Origin of the sequence: Streptomyces sp. TSRI0107, assembly GCF_001905845.1 — a bacterium.
In the GTDB taxonomy this organism is placed as follows: Bacteria; Actinomycetota; Actinomycetes; order Streptomycetales; family Streptomycetaceae; genus Streptomyces.
The window spans coordinates 347,519-365,425 of record NZ_LIVZ01000002.1; the positions used below are offsets into that span (position 1 = coordinate 347,519).

General features: G+C 73.6%; 11 protein-coding genes. 1 reads left to right on the plus strand and 10 read right to left on the minus strand.

Features of this window, described 5'->3' with window-relative positions; translation table 11 throughout:
• Positions 1-104 precede the first annotated feature (104 nt).
• The 5 genes from AMK31_RS05725 to AMK31_RS39575 all read right to left on the minus strand — a co-directional run bounded on the left by AMK31_RS05725 (position 105) and on the right by AMK31_RS39575 (position 4,849).
• Positions 105-1,328: an arginine deiminase gene (locus AMK31_RS05725; protein ID WP_073939269.1), complete on the minus strand. Its 1,224-nt coding sequence runs from the start codon at positions 1,326-1,328 to the stop codon at positions 105-107.
• A gap of 54 nt (positions 1,329-1,382) precedes the next feature.
• The gene (locus AMK31_RS05730) at positions 1,383-3,086 is read right to left on the minus strand and encodes an HEXXH motif domain-containing protein (protein ID WP_073939270.1); all 1,704 of its coding nucleotides are present in this window, start codon (positions 3,084-3,086) and stop codon (positions 1,383-1,385) included.
• A gap of 71 nt (positions 3,087-3,157) precedes the next feature.
• A complete protein-coding gene (locus tag AMK31_RS05735) occupies positions 3,158-3,394 on the minus strand; it encodes a hypothetical protein (protein WP_073939271.1) in 237 nt (78 codons plus the stop codon).
• A gap of 100 nt (positions 3,395-3,494) precedes the next feature.
• A complete protein-coding gene (locus AMK31_RS05740; protein ID WP_073939272.1) occupies positions 3,495-4,613 on the minus strand; it encodes an effector-associated domain 2-containing protein in 1,119 nt (372 codons plus the stop codon).
• Positions 4,610-4,849, minus strand: a complete 240-nt coding sequence (locus tag AMK31_RS39575) for a hypothetical protein (RefSeq protein WP_107468529.1) — start codon at positions 4,847-4,849, stop codon at positions 4,610-4,612. Before AMK31_RS39575 ends, AMK31_RS05740 begins: the two co-directional genes overlap by 4 nt.
• 119 nt (positions 4,850-4,968) lie before the next feature.
• On the opposite strand from AMK31_RS39575, the gene AMK31_RS05745 reads away from it, so the two are divergent.
• On the plus strand, positions 4,969-6,282 hold the full coding sequence (locus tag AMK31_RS05745; protein WP_073939273.1) for a cation:proton antiporter: 1,314 nt from the start codon (positions 4,969-4,971) through the stop codon (positions 6,280-6,282).
• A 114-nt stretch (positions 6,283-6,396) separates the two neighbouring features.
• On the opposite strand, the gene fxsT is transcribed toward AMK31_RS05745, so the two are convergent.
• The 5 genes from fxsT to AMK31_RS05770 form a co-directional block, all read right to left on the minus strand.
• Complete coding sequence (gene fxsT / locus AMK31_RS05750) at positions 6,397-10,914, minus strand: FxSxx-COOH system tetratricopeptide repeat protein (RefSeq protein WP_443333939.1); 4,518 nt, start codon at positions 10,912-10,914, stop codon at positions 6,397-6,399.
• A gap of 72 nt (positions 10,915-10,986) precedes the next feature.
• On the minus strand, positions 10,987-12,039 hold the full coding sequence (locus tag AMK31_RS05755; RefSeq protein WP_073939275.1) for an AAA family ATPase: 1,053 nt from the start codon (positions 12,037-12,039) through the stop codon (positions 10,987-10,989).
• A gap of 11 nt (positions 12,040-12,050) precedes the next feature.
• Positions 12,051-13,583, minus strand: a complete 1,533-nt coding sequence (locus AMK31_RS05760) for a VMAP-C domain-containing protein (protein ID WP_073939276.1) — start codon at positions 13,581-13,583, stop codon at positions 12,051-12,053.
• Positions 13,584-13,764: 181 nt separating this feature from the next.
• The gene (locus tag AMK31_RS05765) at positions 13,765-16,314 is read right to left on the minus strand and encodes a polynucleotide kinase-phosphatase (RefSeq protein ID WP_073939277.1); all 2,550 of its coding nucleotides are present in this window, start codon (positions 16,312-16,314) and stop codon (positions 13,765-13,767) included.
• A complete protein-coding gene (locus tag AMK31_RS05770) occupies positions 16,311-17,792 on the minus strand; it encodes a 3' terminal RNA ribose 2'-O-methyltransferase Hen1 (protein ID WP_073939278.1) in 1,482 nt (493 codons plus the stop codon). The genes AMK31_RS05765 and AMK31_RS05770 overlap by 4 nt, the downstream gene beginning before the upstream one ends.
• Positions 17,793-17,907 lie beyond the last annotated feature (115 nt).

Here is a 17,907-nt window from a genome sequence, read left to right on the forward strand (position 1 = left end):
GGGGCGCTCCAGGGGTGCGAGGACAGGACCATGGAAGTCTATACGAACTCCAGAATTTCTATACGGCCGCCCGTTCGACTGTCATACGGCCACCCGCTCGCCCCCTATACGGCCGCCCGTTCGACCGGGCAGCTCATGCAGCGGGGCCCGCCCCTGCCCCGGCCCAGCTCGCTGCCCGGGATCTCGATCACCTCGATGCCCTGCTTGCGCAGATGGGTGTTGGTGGTGGAGTTCCGCTCGTAGGCGACGACCACGCCCGGCTCCACCGCCAGCACGTTGCAGCCGTCGTCCCACTGCTCCCGCTCGGCCGCGTGCACGTCCTGGGTGGCGGTCAGCACCCGGACCTCGCTCAGGCCCAGCGCGGCGGCGATCGCCCGGTGCATGTGCTCCGGCGGATGGTCGGTGACCTTCAGCTCCTTCTCCCCGGCGCCCGGTTCGATGGTGTACGAGCGGAGCATGCCGAGGCCCGCGTACTGGGTGAAGGTGTCGCCGTCGACCATCGTCATCACGGTGTCGAGGTGCATCAGCGCGCGCCGCTTCGGCATGTCCAGGGCCACGATGGTCTGCGCCGAACCCGCCGCGAACAGCTTGTGCGCCAGCATCTCCACGGCCTGCGGGGTGGTGCGTTCGCTCATCCCGATCAGCACGGCGCCGTTGCCGATGACGAGGACGTCCCCGCCCTCGATGGTGGACGGGTAGTCGGCCTGCCCCTCCGACCAGAGATGGAAGGTTTCGCCCCGGAAGAGCGGGTGGTGGCGGTAGATCGCCTCGAAGTGCACCGTCTCCCGCTGCCGGGCCGGCCAGCGCATGGCGTTGATGGAGACCCCGTCGTAGATCCACGCGGAGGTGTCCCGGGTGAACAGGTGGTTCGGCAGCGGGCGCAGCAGGAAGTCGTCCAGGTCCATCACGTGGAACCGCACCGACGTCGGCTCCGGGTGCGCCTCCAGGAACTCCCGCTTGGTCATGCCGCCGACCAGCGCGTCCGCCAGTTCCGCGGCGGGCAGGGTCTCGAAGGCGGCGCGCAGGTGGTCGGTGGCGAGCGGGCCGTACTCCTTCTCGTCGAAGACACGGTCCAGGACCAGGGCGCGGGCCGCCGGGATCTCCAGCGCCTCGGTGAGCAGGTCGCCGAACAGGTGGACGGTGACGCCGCGGTCGCGCAGCACGTCGGCGAACCCGTCGTGCTCGGCGCGCGCCCGGCGCACCCACAGCACGTCGTCGAAGAGGAGGGCGTCCTTGTTGCTGGGGGTGAGCCTTTTGAGCTCGAGATCCGGCCGGTGCAGGATGACGCGGCTGAGCCGCCCGGCCTCGGAGTCGACTTGGAATCCCATGCCTCCATCCTGACCATTCGGGCGCGTGTTCACCCGCGTTTCGCCGTTGTGCGGTCAGCCGCTGGGCAGTGGCTGGAGCAGTTCCGGACGGGCCAGGAGGCGGCGGCTGGCCGGGCCGGGCTCCCGGGCGGCGCGGGCGACGATCCAGCCGGCCAGCAGATGGGGATCGGCCGGGTGTCCGGCCAGGGCGTCGGCGTACCGGGCGAGCGCGGTGGCCGGGTCGGCGGCGGCCAGGTGCTCGTCGGCGGTGCGCGGGGCTGCGGGGCGGACGGCGAAGGCCTGGGTGCGCCGGTCGGGCCAGTGCTCCCGGTCCGGCCGCAGCCGCGGCAGGGCGGGTGTGTCGCCGGGCCCCGGCGCGACGTTGCGCAGCCTCCACTCCGTGCGGTGCAGGGCGGCGGCCGTGCGGGCCCGGGCGAGGGCGTCCGGGGCGACGGGCTCCCGCAGCCAGGCGTCCAGGGTGCGGGCGAGTCCGGTGACGAGCCGCCGCCCGGGCGCGGTGAGCCGGCCGCTGGTCAGCAGGGTCCGCACCACCAGACGGCTCTGGAGGCGGCGCAGCGCGAAGTGGTAGGCGGCCACGTCGGCGTGGTGCGGCTCGGCCATCCGGTCCCGCCAGTAGCCGGCGACGGCGGTGAAGGCGTACGCGCCGTGCAGCAGGCCGGTCAGATGCCGCGGGTCGGGGCGCCAGGGGGCGTAGTAACGCTCCTCGCGGTCGTCGTCGAGGAGCGGGAAGAGGTGCAGGAGCGCGCCCAGCTTGCTGTGCTGGACCTCGTGGACCAGGGTCTCGGCGAGGGCGAGGGCCGTCGCCGGGCGGGATATCACCATCAGGCCGAACGAGTCCCCGCTGGAGGCGGAGACCACCACGGTCGGCGGGGCGGGGGGTGTGACGGCGGTCCGCCCCCAGGGGACGATCGTGCGTATCCAGGCCGGGTCGAGCCGCCCGGGGCCGCTGCCGCCGGGGGCCGCGAGGATCGCCGCGGCCTCCTCGAACAGCCGCTGCCAGGCCTCGGCCTCCTCCGCGTCGAGCCGGTCCGGGGGGATCGGGTCGTCGAGGTCGCGGTAGGGGTCGAGGTCGTCGAGGGGGATCGCGACGGCGCCCTCGGGGGTGCGGTGGGTGAGGGTGCGCAGGGGGAGCCAGCGGGGGTCCCCGGCCGGCGCGCCCGCGGTCGCGGCGGTGGCGAGGGGCTGGGTGGCGGGGCGGCAGGTCATCGAGGTCGTACGGCCGTCCGCGCCGGGCCCGGAGAGGGTCAGCAGGCCTGTGTGTACGCGCGCCCGCCCGACGGCCGTGCCCCGGCGGGCGTCCGGCAGAACGGCCAGCCCGAGTCCCGGCAGATGCAGCCCGCCGTCCGTCAGCGCCACCCGCAGCTCCGCGTCCGTACCGGCGCGCAGGGACGCGGTGACGGCCAGCGCGCACAGGTGCCCGGCCTCCGCCCACACCGGCGGCCCCATGGCCGTACCGTGCACCCGGCGCAGCATGTGGGCGATCCAGCCACCCGTCGTCGGTGCGACCAGCAGCCGGTCGACCGCCTCCGGCGCGCGCTCCGCCGCCTCCTTGACCACCTGCCAGGCCTCGCGCGCCGGGGTCAGCGGCGTGGACAGCCCGTCGAGCCGGTCGAGCAGCGTCCGCAGGAGCAGCAGCCGGCGGGCCCGTTCACCCCGGACGAGGAAGTCGACCGCCTCGGCCGAGCCACCCCCGGCGGCCAGCTCCGCGAAGAGCCGCTCGGGCATACGGAACGGGGCTGGGCGCGGCTCGCTGGTCATTCCCGGGACCTCCGGTCGTGTGCGGGCAGGGGAAACCGCGGCAGGCGGACCTGCCGTCGGGAGGGGCGGGACTATTCGGCCCGGCCGCTGGGGTCGGGGCGGGGTTCGCCGCCCCGGATGCTGCTCCGCGAGCGCAGCACCTCGGCGAGCAGGCGGGCGTCGGGGCGCAGCGGTGTGAGCATGTCCACGGCGGCGAGGGGCAGGGCCGCGAGATCCGTCAGATCCGACTCCCAGACATGGGCACCCGCCGCGGGGTTGGGCTCGCGGGCGGCGGCCTCGACGTCACGCTGTGCGGGTGGCTGGTGCAAGATGCGTCCCCCTTCTCGGCGGTGGCACGCGATGCCCCGCGTCCTGTTCCATCATGGCCATTCCCGGCCGCATCTGAAACCGTACGATCACGCCACCTGATCATCGCCTGCCTCGGACGTCGCCTCCCCGCTGATCCAACTCGCCCAGGGCTGCCCCCAGTTCCTCCTTGAGGGACGGGTCGTCGTCGAGGGAGACGACGGCGTCGTACAGCTCCCACAGCGCCCCGGGGTGGCGCCGGGCGAGGGTGTTGAGGATACCGGTGGCGTCCGTCCGGGCCTTGGTGTGACGGGGCAGCGTCGCGGTGACGCGAGTGCTCAACTGACCGACGAGCGCCTGCCGTTCGACGGGATCGGACATGAACGGGTAGGCGAGCAGGGCGTCCACCGCGCGTACGAGCGGCGAGGCGGCGCGTTCCCCGCCGGACGGCCCGGTGGGCGGCAGGATCTCCACACGCTCCGCACTCTGCAACCGGATCTCGGGATGCTGCAGAGTACGCCCCTCCTTTCTGAGGGCTGCGAGGCGTTCCCGGACGGCGGGAAACAACTCCTCCGGATCGGGCGGCCCGGGCAGTGCGGCGGTCCGCTCCGCCAGCAGGCCCAGCAGGACGTCGGAGAAGAGCCCCGTCGCCCGCACCGGGTCGTTGGCCGCCACCCGGCCGCGGCCCGCGGCGCGCAGCACGGTCTGCCGGTGCTTGAGATCACGCCGCCCCACGGGCAGGGCCTGCGCGGGCAGCGGGTCCCGGAAGTTCAGGGCCTCCTCGAAGGTCTCGCAGGCGTCCACGATCCACAGCTGCTCGGCGAATCCGGGGACGGCGTCCCCGGCGTACCGGGTGAGTGCGGACTCCAGGTCGATGCCGACCTTGTCGGCGGTGGTGGCGTCGGCGCAGAACAGCCGCAGCCCGCCGGACCGGTCCAGCACGCCGTGCCCGCCCCACCACACCCACAGCACGTCGCCCGGCTGTGCGGGCAGTTCGCGGACCAGGACGCGGCGCAGGGTGGCGTGGTCGGCGGGCGCGTACGGCACGTCGGGGACGTACGGCGGCAGCGGGGCGAGGTGCAGCCGCAGCCGGTCCTCGGGCACCCCGGCGGCGCGCAGCAGCCGGTGGAAGGCGACGGCGTCGCGGGCGGGCCCGGGCAGGTCCCAGCTCTCCCCGGCGTCGTACCGCTCGATGCCGACGATCAGGGCGTGCACCCGGCCCGGTGCGGCGCGGCCGGTCACGGACGACTCCGGTGGGCGCCGCGTGCGGCCGGGAAGTCCTGGGGAGCGTACGGATTCAGCCAGTCGTACAGGGCCGCCTGGGCGGCGAGCGTGGCGCCGTGCGTCCCTCCCCGGTCGTACGGCACGATACGTAGTCCGTCGCGCAGCGCGGTCGGTCCCGTCGCCACGCGCCCGGCAGACACGGGGAAGCCCGGTTCGCGTACGCCCGTGCCCTGGATGAGAAAGACCGCTGTCATGTGCCCCCCGTCAGCCCGGACCAGGCCTGTGTACGACTCCCGCCACGACGTCAAATCACCATTATTGTAGGGAAGTTGAGAGTAGGACCGCCCCGACGGCCGCACAGCGGGGAGACACCGTGAGCCCTGACGCGTTGATCGCGCATGTCGTAGGAGCCTCGGCCCTGATCCTGGTGGCCGCCCACGTCGGCGGCTGGCTGGCCCGGCGCCTGAAACAGCCGTACATCGTCGGCCAGTTGGCGGCGGGCATCGCGCTCGGCCCCACCGTGCTCGGCGCGCTGGCGCCGGGCGCGTACGACGCCCTCTTCCCCGACGCGATCGGACCGGCGCTGACGGGCTTCGCGCAGTTCTCGCTCGTGGTCTTCCTGTTCCTGGTGGGGTACGAGCTCGATCTGAAGCTGCTCGGCGACCGGGCCCGCACCGCGGTGATCACGGCGGTGGCCGCGTTCGTCGTGCCCATGGCCGTGGGCAGCGGCTGTGCGCTGCTGTTCCAGGACTGGCTGCACGGGCTGGGCATGCCCCGGCACCTCACGCCCTCCATGGTGGTCTTCGCGGGGATAGCGCTGTCCATCACGGCGGTGCCGGTGCTGACCGCCATCGTGCGGGAGAACGGGCTGGCGTCGACCGTCCCCGGAGTGGTCGCGATGTCCGCCGCCGGACTGCTCGACGTGATCGGCTGGACGGTGCTCGCCGGGGCGTTGCTGGACAGCGGGCACGACCAGTCGCTCGGCTGGGTGTGGCGGGCGCTGCTCGCCGTCGGGTTCACCGCGCTGATGCTGGTCGGGGGCCGGCCGCTGCTGCGGCGGCTGCTGTGGCGGACCCGGCTGGAGCCCTCGCTGCGGCTGGCGCTGCTCATCGGCTTCGCGCTGGGGTCGGCGTGGGTGACGCACGCGCTCGGACTGCATGTGATCTTCGGTGCGCTGCTCGCGGGGGTCGTGGTGCCGCGCGAGCGGGGCGGCAGGCTCGATCCGGACCTGGTGCGGCCGCTGCACGACGTCGGTTCGCTGCTGCTGCCGTTCTTCTTCGTGATCTCGGGCCAGTCGGTCACCTTGCGGGGCGTGGACGGCGCGGGCTGGCTGACCCTGCTGGTGGTGACCACGTTGGCCGTGGTCACCAAGGTCGGCAGCGGCACCGTGGCGGCGCGGCTGAGCGGCCTGGGCCGGGATGACGCGCGCACGGTGGGCGTGCTGCTGAGCGCCCGCGGCCTGACCGAGCTGATCGCCCTGAACGCCGGCCACCAGGCGGGCCTGCTGAGTGCGCCGCTGTACACGGTGCTGGTCTTCATGGCCCTGGCGACGACGCTGCTGACGCAGCCCCTGCTGTATCTGGTCGGCCGCCTCGCCGCCCGCGAGCCCGACCGGGGGCCGGTGCTGCCTGTGGATTCCGCTCCCGCTCCGCAGCAGGCCCCCGCCCCGGCTCCCGAAGTGAGCTGACCGCCACGGCGGCCCGCCGCCGCCCGCCGCCCGCCGAGCTTCCGGCGGCGGGCGGCGGGGCGGCGGGGCGGCGGTCACCGCGGTCACCGCGGTCACCGCGGTCACCCGTCCGGGCTACAGCGGCATCGGCGCCAGGTCGCACTCGATCCGGCGGCGCTGACGGGCCGCCAGCAGCCAGGGGTGGTCGGAGCGTACGACCCGCTGGAAGCCCTCGACCGCCTTGCGCTGGAGCTCGTCCGCCTCCGCGACGCGGCCCAGTCCGCGCAGGTCGAGGGCGAGGTTCGCGGTGCAGGCCAGGGTCAGCGGGTGATTGGCGCCCGCGACCTCCGCCAGCAGCGGCAGGTTGGCCTCGTCGAGTGCCCGCGCGCCCTCGAAGTCCAGACGCGCGTACACCGTGTTGGCCTGGCCCAGCGCCACGGTCAGCGTCACCACGTACCGGTCCCCCAGCGTCTCGGTGAGCCGCCGGGCCGCCTCGTCCTCCAGTTCCTGCGCGGCGTCGAGGTCGCCGAGCGCGCGCAGGGTGGCCGCCAGGTTGGCCTTGGCCATCTGCGTGTACGCGTGGTGCTCGCCCAGCCGGGCCGCGTAGCGGCGCGCGGCGTCCTCGCCCAGCGCCCGGGACCGTTCCAGTTCCCCGGCGAGACGCTGGTCGACGCAGAGGTTGACCTCCGTGGCGAGGGAGTCGGCGTGGTCGACCCCGTACCGGGCGGTGAAGCGCCGCAGCGTCTCCTCGCTCAGCTTGGCCGCCTCCGCGAGCGCCCCGTCGCGGCGCCGGCAGACCGCGAGGTTGCGGGCGATGCGCAGGGTGAGCGGGTGTTCCTCGCCGAAAGTGCTCCGCGCCCGCCGGTAGACGTCCTCCTGGAAGTCGCGAGCGCCCGGGTAGTCGCCGCCCTCCCGCATGTCGACCGCGAGCACGTTGAGGGTGTTGAGGGTGAAGTAGCTGGTGGGGCCGTACAGCAGCTCGCGCTGCCGGGCGGTCTCCTGGTTCAGCGGCAGGGCCTCGCGGAAGTCGCCGGACAGGGTCAGGTCGACGCCCCAGCTGTGGGCACCGCGCAGGGTGGTCGGGTCGTCGGGGCCGAACAGCGACCGGGCCAGCTCGGTGGCCTCCTTGCCCAGGTCACGGGCTTCGTAGAACAGGCCCTGGTAGCGGTGCGCGTCGGACATCTCGACGAGCCCGTCGATGAGTTCCTCCGGCTCGACGTCGATACGGCGGGAGACCTCCAGGGCCCGCTCGGTGATCGGGATGGACTCGGCGATCTGCCCGATCTGGCGCAGCAGGAAGGCGAAGGACTTCGCCATGCGGATGACGAAGATGTCCTCCTCGCCGGAGGAGGCGAGCCAGGCGGTCCACACCTGCCGGCCGTAGTTCGCGGCGCCTTCGTGGTCGCCCCAGACGTAGAGGAACAGCACGGTCTCGAAGACCAGCTCGCGCACGAACCGGTCGGTGCTGGTCAGCGCCTGCGAGGCGAGCACGTGGGGCAGCAGCGCCTGGTAGGCGCGCCATTCGGCGGAGGAGCCGTAGTTGCCGGGTTTGGCCGCCGACAGCAGCTGGTGCGCGCCGTTGCGCATCCGCTCGCGCTCCTCGGGGGCCAGCTTGCCGAGGAGCACGGTCTGGAGCAGGCGGTGCATCTGCAGGGTGTCGGACCGCGGGTCGACCTTGATCAGGGAGAACTGGCTGAGGTCGCGGATGGCGCGGTTCAGTTTGATCGGCTCGCGCAGCAGCGGGTCGACCTCGGGGCTGATGCTGATGCCGCGGCTGGCGCGCAGCATGGACCTCGGGATGGGCTCGGGGGCCATGCTGGCGCAGATGTCGAGCAGTTGCCGGGCGCCGGGGTTGTTCTCCTGGATCCGTTCCAGGGAGATGTCCCAGGCGGCGGCGACGGACACCTGGTAGTCGGGTGCCGGTTCGAGTTCGAGGATCTCGGGGCTGCGCTGTTCGAGCAGTTCGAGGTATTCGTCGACGAGCATGCCGGTCACCGCGCGCCAGGCGCCGGCCTGCTCCACCGCGAGCGGCAGGTCGCCGAGGGCCTCGGCGAGCCGGTTGGCGTCCTCGGTGGACAGGTCGGGCGAGCGCTTCTGCAGCAGCTCGATCGACTCCTCGCGTTCGAAGACGTTGACCGACAGCGGTGTGGCCACGCGTTCCCAGGCCCGGTTCCGGGAGGTGACGATGACCTTCCCCGGCCCGCTGGTGGGGAAGTAGTTGCGCACCGCCTCGACGTCCTCGGCGTTGTCGAAGACGAGCAGCCAGTTGTCGTACGGCGCTCCGCTGCGCAGGGCCTCCAGGACGGCGGGCACGGCCGTGTTGGCGGTGGGGGCGCCCTCCTGGCCGGCCGGGGCGACGCCCATCTGCGCGGCGAGCGTGGCCAGCGCCGCGAGGATCAGCGATTCCCGCTCGGCCGGGATCCAGCAGATCACCTTGTACTCGTGCAGGTGGGTGTAGATGTACTCCAGCGCCAGCTGCGACTTGCCGACCCCGCCGAGGCCGTGCAACGCGTGCGGCAGCACGGCCGCTGTGTCCCGGGCGCTCAGCTGCTCCTCCACGGCCCTCAGCAGCGCCTGGCGGCCGACGAACGAGTTGTTCCGCAAGGGAACGTTCACCAGAAGGGCCGGCGTTGCGGTCGTGGTGCTCTGCATGAGCGGCTCAGCCTCCGGGGCTTCTTGTGGGGTCGCTTCGGTTACCGGGCTCGGCACAGGTTCTCCAGGTGGATCAGGTGGATCAGGGGGATCGGGCACGTTCGCCCCTGAATCACTGCCTGATCCGCCGCCGGATGATCCCTCGCCGCCGTGGTGGTTCACCTCACCGGGTGCAATTCCGGACAAACCGGAGTATGTGCCTGCCTGCACCCGTTCGGATGGCTCGGAGGCGGCCCGGTCGAGGTTGGGCTCGATCCGTTTCGCGCGTTCGGAGTACGGCCCCGACAGCGCGCGCATGACGGCCAGTTCGCTGCGCACCCAGGCCCGCTCGGACGGGTCGGGCAGCCGCGCGCCCACCGGGTCGCGGAGCGCGGCGCGCAGCGCGACCCCGCGCTCGCCGGCCGCGGGCAGCTCCCCGACCAGGCTTACGGTGCGGGCGAGTTGGGTGCGGGTGGTGGTGGCGAGCAGCGCCTCGCGCACCCCTTCGGCGAACTCGGGGCGCCCTTCGCCGCCGCTGTCCCAGTCGATCAGCCCGCCCATCAGGATCTCGGCGAGGTGGTCCGGGCCGGTCTCCGGCATGGTGCGCCGCCGCAACTGCTCCACGAGGTCGAAGTCGAAGGGTACGGCGGCCAGTTGGGTGGCCAGGCGGCGTGCGGCGGGGGTGGCGAGGGTGAAGAAGCGGCGTACGGCGCCGGCGGCGGCGCGCGGGAGGCGCGGCGCGCGCAGTCCGGGCGCGGGCGCGCCCTTGGTGAGGGTGCCGGCGAGGACGACCGGCAGGGCGCGGCGCACTCCGCGGTCGCCGGTGACGAGGTCCGCCCAGGCGGCCAGCGAACCGGGCTTCAGGGACAGCACCGGCACCGGGACGGAACCGTCGCCCGCGTCGGGCAGCGGGCGCAGCGGGTCGGGGCCGCCGGGCGGCGCCCAGTGGCCGAGGCCCCGGTTGGCGGCGCCGAATCCCCCCGCTTCCAGGACGGCCTGGTGGGGGTAGAGCGAGGTGCGGTGGCGCAGATGGGGCGGCAGCAGGTGCACCAGGGCGGTGGGCCCCGCCTGGGCGAGCCGGCCGAGGAGGGCGTCGGCGGCGGGCGCGGCCCAGCCGTGCGCGAGTCCGTCGGTGACGACGAGGAAGACCCGGCCGCCGCGGCCGTCGAGGAGTTCGGCGGGGTCGGTGGGGGCACGGCCGGTGCCCCAGCGCAGGGTGGCGTTCCCGGTGCGCGGCACGTTCACCCGGACCGCGCGCACCCCGCGGAAGGCGCCGCTGTGCTCGGCGGCCTCGGTGAGGCGGGCGGTGGTGTCCTCCCAGATCCGCATGGTGGGGGCGTCGTCGACGAGCAGCACCAGGTCGAACGCGGAGGCCCGGGCGGGGCGCAGGAAGGGCATCCACATGCCGTCGACGACCCCCTGCTCGGCGGTGGTCTCCTCGTCCAGTTCCAGGGTGTCGCGGGAGGGCACACGCCGGGCCAGCCGGTGCAGTGCGCGGGCGAGCAGGGCCGTCGGCCGGCCGGGCGAGGCCGGCGCGGTCTCGGTGTCGGGCAGCAGCGGGCGCGCCACGTGCAGGGTGAGCGGCCCCTCGGGATCGGGGACGGGTAACCGGCGCCCGGCTCCGGCGGGCGAGGCCCCGGCGGGGGGCATCGGCCGTTCACGGGGCGACAGCGGGCCGGGGTCGCGCGGCCGGCGGACGTCCGGGGCAGGGGCGGGATCGGGGGCGGGCTGTCCGGCGGGGGGTTCGGTGTCGTCGGCCGGGGGTGTGCGGGGGCGCGCGGCGTCCTCGGCGACGGGGCCTTCGGGGCGCGCCTCGCCGCCGCCCTCGCGTCCCGGTGCGGCCGGGCCGCCGTGCCGGTCCCAGTAGGCGGCGAGCCAGACGGCGTCGGCGATCTCCTGCCAGCGCGGGGGGAGTTCCGCCTCGGCGGAGGGCTGCGGAAGGCCCGGGGAGTCGCGTTCCGGGGTGTCGCGCAGCGCGCCTGTGTCCTCACTCGCGAACTCGTCTGACTCGGGGTACGCCACAGGAGGCGACGAGCCCGAGGCGGGGCCACTGTCGCCGAGTCCGGATGCGCGCTCCCTGGGAAAGCCGTTCATTCAGCGGCCCTTCGCGAGGTCGCGGAGGAGCATTTCCACGAGCTTACGCCCGTGACCGTCGCCCTGGAAACCACCCGCCGTAGTCATATGGACAGCGTTCAGTAGCTGGTCCAGGGAGTGGGTGCCCCCGGCCTGGACCCGCTGGACGAACAGTTTCACCAGGTCTTCGGTGCCCTCGGGGCGAGCCCCGAGGTGTCCTTCCACCATGGCCAGAAGTTGCTCCCGGGTGGGCACGCGCATCTCCAGCGGGAGACAGCGCCTGCGGAAGGCCGCCGGGAACTCGCGCTCCCCGTTGCTGGTGATCACCACGACCGGGAACTCCCGGCACTCGACGCGCCCGTCGCGCACCACGGCGTGGCCGCCGGGGTCGCCGGTGTGGACGCGGGCGGCCTCCGCGGCGTCTCGCACCAGTTCCGGGACGTCATAGCTTCCGTTCTCCAGGACGTGCAGCAGGTCGTTCGGCAGGTCTATGTCGCTCTTGTCGAGTTCGTCGACGAGGAGCACCCGGGGACGATCGTAGGGCAGAAGCGCGGTGCCGAGCGGCCCCAGGGTGATGAAGTCCCCGAGCACCGGGGGCAGTTGAGCCTCGCTGTCCTCGGACTCGACCGCGGCGGCCTCACCCAGTCCGGCCTGCCAGGCGGCGATGGCCTGGGCGCGGCCCATCGCGTCGTGGCTGTAGAGGCCGTCGCGCAGGGTGGTGCGGCTGACCACGTTCCACTCCAGGACCCGGCCCAGCCCCAGCTCACGGGCGATCACATAGGCGAGCGTGGACTTGCCGACGCCGGGCGGGCCGGTGATCAGCAGCGGGCGGCGCAGCAGCAGGGCGGCGTTGACGGTGTCGATCTCGTCCTGGCCGAGCTGCGGGGTGATCTCGCCGGGGCCGAGGCGGCGCTCGGCGGCCTCCGGGTCGTCCGGCGGGGCGGGCTGCAGCGGTCCGCCGCGGAACCGGCGCCAGGGCGGCGGCTCGGGCAGGGCCGGCGGCACCTCGGGCGCCCGGCCGGTGGCGTGGAAGACGCGCCAGCCGCCTGGTTCCGTGTGCTCCTGCACGGTCATGCCGGTGCCTCCTAGCTGGCCAGGTCGTCGTGGTCGGTGGGCTGGATGTCGACCGGGCGGGTCGGATCATCCCAGAAGAAGGCGATATGCCGGCCCAGCAGATGCGGCTGGCTGTCGACTTCGGCCTTCTGGCGGAGTCGGTGGATGGCCCGCGGGATCTGCGCCGGCGTCGGCACGGACGCGAAGACGGCCGTGACCACTTCCCTGCGCTCCGCCACGAACACCCCCCTGCGGTCCCAGACCGCGAGCCCTATGCCCTCCGCTATGGCCGCCTTCAGCGCCTCCAGGGCGAAGGAGTCGGCCGGTGCGTCCAACACCACCGCCGTATGTCTGGCTTCCCCGGCGAGGGCGATCTGCCACGCGTCGAGCCGCTGCGCGTCCGGTTCGCTCCACCCGTGCACGGTGACGCCGTGCTGCCGCAGGGCGCGCCAGCGCTCCCGCCACTGGTTCCGGACCAGGACGTCGTCGGTACGCATGCGCTCCAGACTGCGTAGATGGACCCCGTACTTCACACCGAGCGGGAGTGGACGCCCGTCACCGGAGCGCAGCCGTAATCCGGCCACATCGTGGTTGAGGAGGTCGTACGGAAGGACGAACTCGATGTACGGCGGTGGCTGCTCGCGTCCGCCGGGGTCGGGGGCCCACTGGGCGGCCCAGAGCCGGGCTCCCTGCTGGAGCGCGCGCTCCACGGCCGCGCCGAGGCCTTCCAGGGTGGTGACGACGGGCTCCTCGGGCTGCGGGTCCCAGTATCCGGTGACCGTGTTGAGCCAGGCGCGGACGACCACCTCGCCGGAGCCGTCGCGGGCGGGCTCGACGGCGATGATCAGACAGCGGGGGATGTCGGTGTCGGCCGGGCCGGCGGGGCGTTCGGCGCGGCGCCGGCGCAGCGCGTCCGCCAGTCCGGCGCGCTGCGCCCAGCCGTCGGCCCAGACGGTGAGCGCGGCACGGTGGGTGGGGGTGAGCCGGGCGGCGTGGTCGAGGAGGAGCACGGCGGGCGGCAGTCCGTCGGGCTGGACGTTCCACTCGAGGACGTGGGTGAACAGCTGTTCCGGGGTGAGTCCCGCGGGCAGCTGGAGGCCGTTGAGGTCGCCGACGAGGCCGTCGCGCAGGCGCCGGGCGGAGATCTCGCCCTGGGCTCTGGCCAATAACGCGCGGGCGGTGCTCTCGTCCTGGGCGGTGAGCGGGCCGGGCAGTTTCAGGGCGGGTGGGGCGGCGGCCTCGATGAGCCGGTCGAACTCGGCGGCCGCGGCGGCGCCCTCGAAAATCCTCACCACCGTGACGAGTACGCGCTCGCCGTGCGGCGCGTTCAGCGCGGCGCGGGCCAGCGTCACCGCGTCCTCGCGCAGTTTGACGCCCCGGATGTCGACCTGCTTGGTCAGATGGTCACCGAGGACCTCGGCGAACCGGATCCGCTCCTGCGGGTCGGCCGTACAGCCCAGCTCGCAGAGCGCGTCGGTCAGCCGTAAGAGAAGTTCCAGGCCCCGGGCGCGCGCGTCATCGTCATCCGGTTCGCCCGCTGTGCCCAGTCCCGCGCCTGTCCCCACCGACTTTCCCCCTGAGTCGGTATGCCTGCCTGACCGACCAGCGAAGTTAGCACGGCAACCAGCGGTTAACCAGGGACGAATGGGACCGGGCGGGGCGGGAACGGCGGGTCGGCCGAGATCGCCCCCTCACGGAGGCGACCTGGCCGGAATCCGCCGTCACCGCGTACGAATCCGGACGTCCCTAGAGCCGCGGGTCCACCGGCTCCGACTCCAGTGCGAGCACCCCGAACACGGCTTCGTGGACCCGCCACAGCGGCTCGCCGTCCGCCAGCCGGTCCAGGGCCTCCAGACCGAGCGCGTACTCGCGGACGGCCAGCGACCGCTTGTGGTTCAGGAACCGCTGCCGGAGCCGGTCGAGGTTGTCCGGGCGGGTGTACTCGGGGCCGTAGACGATCCGCAGGTACTCCCGTCCGCGGACCTTCACGCCGGGCTGCACCAGCCGCCCCTTCTCGTCGCGGACGAGCGCGCCGACCGGCTTGACGACCATGCCCTCGCCGCCGCGTCCGGTCATCTCCAGCCACCAGTCGACGCCCGCCCGCACCGACTCGGGGTCGGCGGTGTCGACGTACAGCCGCCGGGTGGTCTGCAGCAGTCCGGTGCCGTCGTGCTCGACGAGCCGGTCCAGCAGGGCCAGCTGCTCGTCGTGCGGCAGCCCGGCGAGGCTGCGCCCTCGCACGGCGAGGATCTGGAACGGGGCCAGGCGGACGCCGTCCAGGCCGTCGGTGCCCCAGCAGTAGCGGCGGTACGCCTCGGTGAACGCGGCCGCGTCGGCGGCCCGCTCGCGCTGCCGCTCCAGCAGCCCGCCCGTGTCGACCCCGCGGGCCGCGGCGCCCTCCAGGGCGGCCAGGACGCCGGGGAACACCGCGCCGGACGCGGCGCCGACCGCGGCGTACTGGCTGCGCAGCAGCCCGGACGCCTTCAGCGACCACGGCATCAGCTCGGCGTCGAGCAGCAGCCAGTCCGTGTCGAGTCCGCTCCACAGCCCGGCGGCGCCGATCGCCTCGCGCAGCCGGCCGAGGATCGCCTCGGTGGTCGTGTCGTCGTCGAAGAAGGGGCGACCGGTGCGGGTGTAGAGGGACCCGGTGGGGCCGTCCACCCCGAAGCGCTTCCTCGCAGCCTCCGCGTCCTTGCACACCAGCACGACCGCCCGCGAGCCCATGTGCTTCTCCTCGCACACGACCCGCGCGACACCGTCCCGGGCGTACTGCGCGAACGCCTCCACCGGGTGCTCCAGGTAGCCCTCCACCGTGCTGGTGGCCGTCGGCGCCATGGTCGGCGGGAGGTACGGCAGCAGCCTGGGGTCGATCGCGAAGCGGCTCATGACCTCCAGGGCCGCGGCCCCGTTCTCCTCGCGCACGGAGACGCGGCCCGCGTGCCGGGTCTCCACGACCCGCCGGCCGTGCACGTCGGCCAGGTCCAGCGGCCGCCCGTCGTGCCCGCCGGGCGCCTCGCTGCGCAGCGGCTTCACCGGCTCGTACCAGACCCGCTCCGCCGGTACGTCGACCAGCTCCCGCTCCGGCCAGCGCAGCGCCGTGAGCTTGCCGCCGAAGACGGCGCCGGTGTCCAGGCAGATCGTGTTGTTGAGCCAGGTGGCCTCCGGCACCGGGGTGTGGCCGTAGACGACGGCCGCGCGGCCCCGGTAGTCCTCGGCCCACGGGTAGCGCACCGGCAGCCCGAACTCGTCGGTCTCGCCGGTGGTCTCGCCGTACAGGGCGTGCGAGCGGACCCGGCCGGAGGTGCGGCCGTGGTACTTCTCCGGCAGACCGGCGTGGCAGACCACCAGCCGGCCGCCGTCCAGCACGTAGTGGCTGACGAGACCGTCGATGAACTCCCGTACCTCGCGCGTGAACTCCTCGCTCTCGCCCTCCATCTGCGCGATGGTCTCGGCGAGCCCGTGGGTCTGCTGGACCTTGCGGCCCTTGAGGTGGCGGCCGTACTTGTTCTCGTGGTTGCCGGGCACGCACAGCGCGTTGCCGGACTTGACCATGGACATCACCCGGCGCAGCACGCCGGGGCTGTCCGGGCCGCGGTCGACCAGGTCGCCGACGAAGACGGCGGTACGGCCGTCGGGGTGCACGCCGTCGGCATAGCCCAGCTTGCCGAGCAGGGCCTCCAGTTCGGCGGAGCAGCCGTGGATGTCGCCGATGATGTCGAACGGGCCGGTGAGGTGGGTCAGGTCGTTGAACCGCTTCTCGGTGACGACGGTGGCGTGCTCGACCTCCTCGGCGCCGCGCAGCACATGCACCTTGCGGAAGCCCTCCCGCTCCAGGTGCCGCAGCGAGCGGCGCAGTTCGCGGGTGTGCCGCTGGATGACCCGGCGCGGCATGTCGGCCCGGTCGGTGCGGGCCGCGTTGCGCTCGGCGCACACCTCCTCGGGCACGTCGAGCACGATGGCTATCGGCAGTACGTCGTGCTGCTTGGCCAGGTCGATCAGCTGCCGCCGGGACTCCTTCTGCACGCTGGTGGCGTCCACGACCGTGCGGCGGCCGGCGGCGAGCCGCTTGCCGGCGATGTAGTGCAGGACGTCGAAGGCGTCCTTGCTGGCGCTCTGGTCGTTCTCGTCGTCGGCGACCAGGCCGCGGCAGAAGTCGGAGGAGATCACCTCGGTGGGCTTGAAGTGCCTGCGGGCGAACGTGGACTTGCCGGAGCCGGAGGCGCCGATGAGGACGACGAGCGAGAGGTCGGTGACGGGCAGGGCCCGTGCCCTCGCGGTCGGGGTGGTCTCGGTCATGCCGCCTTCGCCTCCTTCTCCTTCTCGTGCGGGGTGGTGGTGTCCAGGGTGAACACGGCCATCTGGGTCGGCGGCCCGACCTCGGGGTCGTCCGGTCCGACGGGGCGGAACCCGACCGTGTAGCCGTGCCGTGCGGCGACCGCCCCGGCCCAGGCGCGGAACTCCTGCCGGGTCCACTCGAAGCGGTGGTCGCGGTGCCGGACGTGGCCGGCCGGGAGGGATTCCCAGCGGACGTTGTACTCGGCGTTCGGGGTGGTCACGAGGACCGTGCGGGGGCGGGCGGCGCCGAACACGGCGTACTCCAGGGCGGGCAGCCGGGGCAGGTCCAGGTGCTCGATGACCTCGCTGAGCACGGCGGCGTCGTAGCCCTTGAGCCGGCGGTCCGTGTAGGCGAGCGAGCCCTGGAAGAGCTTCACCCGGGCGGCGAGCCGCTCCCCCATGCGGTCCAGCTTCAGCCGCCGGGCGGCGATGGTGAGCGCGCGCACCGACACGTCGACGCCGACGATCTCGGTGAACCGGGTGTCCTTCAGCAGCGCCTGCACCAGGTGGCCCTCGCCGCAGCCCAGGTCCAGGACGCGGGCGGCGGCGGACTCGGTGAGCGCCGCGACGATCGCCTCCCGGCGCTGCACGGCGAGCGGGGTCGGCTTCTCCTCGGCCTCGGTCTCCGCCGCGACGGCGTTGTCGATCGTCTCGACCTCGCTGTCGTCGGTCTCGGCCAGCCGCACCAGCTCCAGGCGGTTCATCGCCTCGCGGGTCAGCGACCAGCGGCGGGTGAGATAGCGGCTGGTGATCAGCTTCTGCTCGGGGTGTTCGGCCAGCCAGCCCTCGCCGACCCGCAGCAGCTTGTCGACCTCGTCGGAGGCCACCCAGTAGTGCTTGGCGTCGTCGAGGACGGGCAGCAGGACGTACAGCTGGCGCAGGGCCTCGGCGACCGTGCGGCTCTCCGACTCCAGGGTCAGCCGCACATAGCGGGAGTCGCCCCACTCCGGGAACTCGGCGTCCAGGGCTATGGCCTCCGCTGTGACCGTCCAGCCCAGCGGCTCGAAGAGCCGGCGGACCAGGTCGGGGCCGCCGCGGGCGGGCAGCGCGGGCACCTCCACGCGCAACGGGCGGGCCTGCTCCGGCAGTTCGGGCCGGGCGTGGCACACCCCGCGCATCGCGCTGGAGAACACGGCGCCGATCGCCACCGCGAGCAGCGACGACGCGGCGTACGGGCGGTCGTTGACGTACTGCGCGAGCGCCGCGTCGGGGGCGCCGCCGCGGCCCTTGCCCTTGCCGCGCCGGACCAGTGCCACCGCGTCCACCTCCAGCAGCAGCGCCGCCGTGCACCGCTGGTCGTCGGCCTCCGGGTAGAGGACGTGCGCGGTGCCGTACGAGGTGGAGAACGCCTGCGTCTTCCCAGGATGCTTGTGCAGCAGGTAACCGAGGTCGGTCGCCGGGCGTTCGGGGGTGCCGGTGGTACTGATCGTCAGGAACATGCGGAGGGCCTCTCCGACGGGCCGAAGGGTCAGGGGACGCCGTACGCGAAAGCCCCCAGGGTGGTGATCCTGGGGGCTTCGGCAGGACGACCGTCACACCATCGCACACACGGCC